Source organism: uncultured Limnohabitans sp., assembly GCF_937889215.1.
In the GTDB taxonomy this organism is placed as follows: Bacteria; Pseudomonadota; Gammaproteobacteria; order Burkholderiales; family Burkholderiaceae_C; genus Limnohabitans_A.
On sequence record NZ_CALBEX010000582.1, the window covers coordinates 1 to 3,920 of the forward strand.

The 3,920-nt window shown below is 60.1% G+C and carries 5 protein-coding genes and 1 pseudogene; all 6 read left to right on the forward strand.

Going from position 1 to position 3,920, the window contains the following annotated elements; translation table 11 throughout:
* Positions 1-495 (forward strand): annotated as a pseudogene (locus Q0341_RS14645) (ABC transporter ATP-binding protein); the annotation flags it as partial.
* On the forward strand, positions 492-1,247 hold the full coding sequence (locus tag Q0341_RS14650) for an ABC transporter permease (RefSeq protein ID WP_299514808.1): 756 nt from the start codon (positions 492-494) through the stop codon (positions 1,245-1,247). The pseudogene Q0341_RS14645 and the gene Q0341_RS14650, both read left to right, overlap by 4 nt.
* A gap of 6 nt (positions 1,248-1,253) precedes the next feature.
* Entirely contained in the window at positions 1,254-1,496 is a 243-nt protein-coding gene (locus Q0341_RS14655; RefSeq protein WP_299514811.1) for a BolA family protein, read from the forward strand.
* A 3-nt stretch (positions 1,497-1,499) separates the two neighbouring features.
* Positions 1,500-2,765 (forward strand): UDP-N-acetylglucosamine 1-carboxyvinyltransferase, encoded by a 1,266-nt coding sequence (murA, locus tag Q0341_RS14660; RefSeq protein ID WP_299514814.1) that lies wholly within the window; start codon positions 1,500-1,502, stop codon positions 2,763-2,765.
* The gene (gene hisG, locus Q0341_RS14665; protein WP_299514817.1) at positions 2,762-3,403 is read left to right on the forward strand and encodes an ATP phosphoribosyltransferase; all 642 of its coding nucleotides are present in this window, start codon (positions 2,762-2,764) and stop codon (positions 3,401-3,403) included. Before murA ends, hisG begins: the two co-directional genes overlap by 4 nt.
* Positions 3,404-3,405: 2 nt before the next feature.
* Positions 3,406-3,920, forward strand: a 515-nt coding sequence (locus tag Q0341_RS14670) for a histidinol dehydrogenase (protein ID WP_299514820.1), incomplete at its 3' end; no start/stop codon positions are given.

Consider the following 3,920-nt stretch of genomic DNA (forward strand, 5'->3'; position numbering starts at 1 on the left):
GTGCTGGTGGCGCAAGCCTTGGTGCACAAGCCTCGCGTGATCGTGCTCGACGAGCCCACCGCCGGGGTCGACGTTGAACTGCGCCAGACCCTGTGGGCCTTTATCGCCAAACTCAACAAGCAAGGCCACACCGTCTTGCTCACCACCCATTACCTCGAAGAAGCCGAAGCCCTGTGCGGGCGCATCGCGATGCTCAAGCGTGGCCAGTTGCTGGCGCTTGAGCGCACGTCTGATTTGTTGCGCTCGGCCACCAGCCAGGTGCTGCGCTTCAAACTCGACGGCGACTTGCCGCCTGCTGTGGCGGCCATCGCCCGAGTGACGGGCCGCATCGTGCAGTTGCCCGTGCACAACGCGGTCGAAATCGAAAACCATCTGGCCACTTTGCGCACAGCGGGCTTGGTGGTGGAAGACGTGGAAATCCGCCAAGCTGACCTCGAAGACGTTTTTCTGGAAGTCATGAACCGCAAACAAACCGCCTCGGGAGCCCTGGCATGACCGGTTGGCAAACCCTGCTCTACAAAGAGGTCCTGCGCTTTTGGAAAGTGGCTTTCCAAACCGTTGGGGCTCCTGTGCTCACTTCGGTGCTGTACATGCTGATTTTTGGCCATGTGCTCGAAGACCATGTCAAGGTCTATGACCAAGTGCCTTACACCTCGTTTTTGCTGCCCGGCCTGATCATGATGGGCGTGTTGCAAAACGCGTTCGCCAACAGCTCGTCCAGTTTGGTGCAAAGCAAGATCATGGGCAGCTTGGTGTTTTTGCTGCTCACCCCGTTGTCGCACCGCAGTTGGTTTGTGGCCTATGTGGGTTCGTCCATTGTGCGCGGCTTGGCCGTGGGGCTGGGGGTGTTTGTGATCACCGGCTGGATGGTCAACATCACCTTTGTGAACCCGTTGTGGATTTTGGCCTTCGCCTTCATGGGCGCGGCCATGATGGGTGCACTGGGGGTGATCGCGGGGCTGTGGGCCGACAAATTTGACCAAATGGCCGCTTTCCAAAACTTCATCATCATGCCGATGACGTTCTTGTCGGGCGTGTTTTATTCCATCCATTCTTTGCCACCTTTTTGGCAAAACCTCAGCCACCTCAACCCGTTTTTCTACATGATCGATGGCTTCCGCTATGGTTTCTTTGGCCAAAGCGATGTGTCGCCCTGGATCAGTTTGGCGGTGGTCGGCACTTCTTTGGCGGCCATCAGTGGCCTGACCCTTCACCTTTTGCGCATCGGTTACAAAATCCGGAGCTGAACCCCCATGAACGCTGAGCAACTTCAAGCCATCATTGCAGCAGGCCTCGACTGCACCCACCTGACTGTGGATGGCGATGGCCGCCATTGGAGCGCCGTGGTCGTGTCCGAAGCCTTTGCCGGCATGCGCCCCATTGCGCGGCACCAGCGGGTGTACGCCACCCTGGGCCAGAAAATGCACACCGACGAGGTGCACGCTTTGTCGATGAAAACCTACACGCCAGCCGAATGGGCCGCGCAAGCGAACTGAGTCATGGACAAACTGAAAATTCGCGGCGGCAAACGCCTGCAAGGCACGCTCGATGTGTCGGGTGCCAAAAACGCCGCTCTGCCCGAGTTGTGCGCCGCTTTGCTGAGCGCCGAGCCTGTGACGTTGGCCAATGTGCCGCGCCTGCAAGACGTCTCGACCATGCTCAAGCTGATCCGCAACATGGGCGTGACGGCTGAGCACCATGAAGACGGCCGCGTGACCCTCAATGCGGGTGGCCTGAACAACCCTGAAGCCCCTTACGAGCTGGTGAAAACCATGCGCGCTTCGGTGCTGGCGCTGGGCCCTTTGCTGGCACGTTTTGGCCATGCCAAAGTGTCCTTGCCCGGCGGTTGCGCCATTGGCTCGCGTCCCGTAGACCAGCACATCAAAGGCCTGCAGGCCATGGGTGCCGTCATCACGGTGGACCACGGTTACATGCTGGCCAGCTTGCCCGAGGGCCGCACGCGCCTCAAAGGTGCGCACATCACCACCGACATGGTCACCGTCACCGGCACTGAAAACTTCATGATGGCTGCGGCCTTGGCCGAAGGCGAGACGGTCTTGGAAAACGCCGCTCAAGAGCCCGAGATTCCCGACCTGGCCGAGATGCTCATCAAAATGGGCGCGAAGATCGAAGGCCACGGCACACGCCGCATCCTCATCCAGGGTGTGGAGCGTCTGCATGGTTGTGAGCACCAGGTGGTGGCCGATCGCATCGAGACGGGCACCTTTTTGTGCGCCGTAGCCGCTACAGGCGGTGATGTGGTACTGCGCCACGGCCGCGCCGACCACCTGGAAGTGGTCATCGAAAAGCTGCGCGATGCCGGTGCCACCATTGAGGCGGGCGAGGGCTTCATCCGCATCCAAGCCGATGGCCGCTTGAAAGCCCAGAGCTTTCGCACCACCGAATACCCAGGTTTTCCGACCGACATGCAGGCGCAGTTCATGGCGCTCAACTGCATCTCGCAAGGCGCGAGCAAGGTGACCGAAACCATTTTTGAAAATCGCTTCATGCACGTCAACGAACTGGTGCGCCTGGGCGCGCACATCCAGATTGACGGCAAAGTGTCGGTGATCGAGGGCGTTGAAAAGCTCTCGGGGGCCACCGTGATGGCCACCGACTTGCGGGCATCGGCCAGCTTGGTGATTGCCGGCTTGGTGGCAGAAGGCGAAACCATCGTCGACCGCATTTACCACCTGGACCGTGGCTACGACCGCATGGAATTGAAACTGCGCGGCCTGGGGGCCGACATTGAAAGAGTGAAATGATCACGCTGGCCCTGTCCAAAGGACGCATCTTTGATGAAACCCTGCCGCTGCTCAAAGCCGCTGGCATTGAGGTGCTCGAAGACCCTGAAAAATCACGCAAGCTGATCTTGCCCACCAACCAAGCCAATGTGCGCGTGGTGCTGGTGCGCGCCAGCGACGTGCCCACCTATGTGGAATACGGCGGTGCCGATTTGGGCGTGACCGGGTTGGACACCCTGATCGAACACGGTGGCCAGGGCCTGTACCAGCCGCTGGACCTGAACATTGCCAAATGCCGCATGAGTGTGGCCGTGCGCGCTGACTACGATTACGCCAGCGCGGTGCGCACTGGCTCGCGCCTCAAAGTGGCGACCAAATACACCGCGATTGCCCGTGACTTCTTTGCTACCAAGGGCGTGCACGTCGACATGATCAAGCTCTACGGCAGCATGGAACTGGCTCCACTGACGGGCCTGGCCGATGCCATCGTTGATTTGGTGTCGACGGGCAACACACTCAAGGCCAACCATTTGGTTGAAGTCGAACGGATCATGGACATCAGCTCGCGCTTGGTCGTGAACCAGGCCGCGCTCAAACTCAAACAAGCGCCGATCCGCGCCATCATCGACGCCTTTGCGGGCGCAGTGAAGAAAGACTGAACATGGGATTGCACGCCAAACCTTTGCAACTGAACACGGCTGATGCCGGTTTTGAAGCGGCCTTCGCGGCGCGCCTGCATTGGTCTGCCGACACCGACGCCGCCATCGAGCAACGCGTGGCCGACATCCTGGCCGATGTGCAACAACGTGGCGATGCGGCGGTGCTGGCGTACACCCAGCGCTTTGACGGCCTGCAAGCTGCTGATGTGAAGGCTTTGGAGATCACCCAAGCCGAACTGAAGGCGGCACTCGACAGCCTGCCGGCCGCACAACGCGAAGCCCTGCAAGCCGCAGCAAGCCGGGTGCGCAAGTACCACGAAGCCCAGAAAAAAGCCTCGGGTGAGAGCTGGAGCTACCGCGACGAAGACGGCACCTTGCTCGGCCAAAAAGTCACGCCTCTTGACCGTGTAGGCATTTACGTGCCCGGCGGCAAAGCCGCTTACCCCTCTTCGGTGTTGATGAACGCCATCCCTGCCCATGTGGCCGGGGTGCAAGACATCATCATGGTCGTGCCCAC

Coding starts and splice junctions, on each gene's coding strand:
- Q0341_RS14650 (WP_299514808.1), top strand. CDS start 492: ATGACCGGTTGGCAAACCCTGCTCTACAAAGAGGTCCTGCGCTTTTGG.
- Q0341_RS14655 (WP_299514811.1), top strand. CDS start 1,254: ATGAACGCTGAGCAACTTCAAGCCATCATTGCAGCAGGCCTCGACTGC.
- murA (WP_299514814.1), top strand. CDS start 1,500: ATGGACAAACTGAAAATTCGCGGCGGCAAACGCCTGCAAGGCACGCTC.
- hisG (WP_299514817.1), top strand. CDS start 2,762: ATGATCACGCTGGCCCTGTCCAAAGGACGCATCTTTGATGAAACCCTG.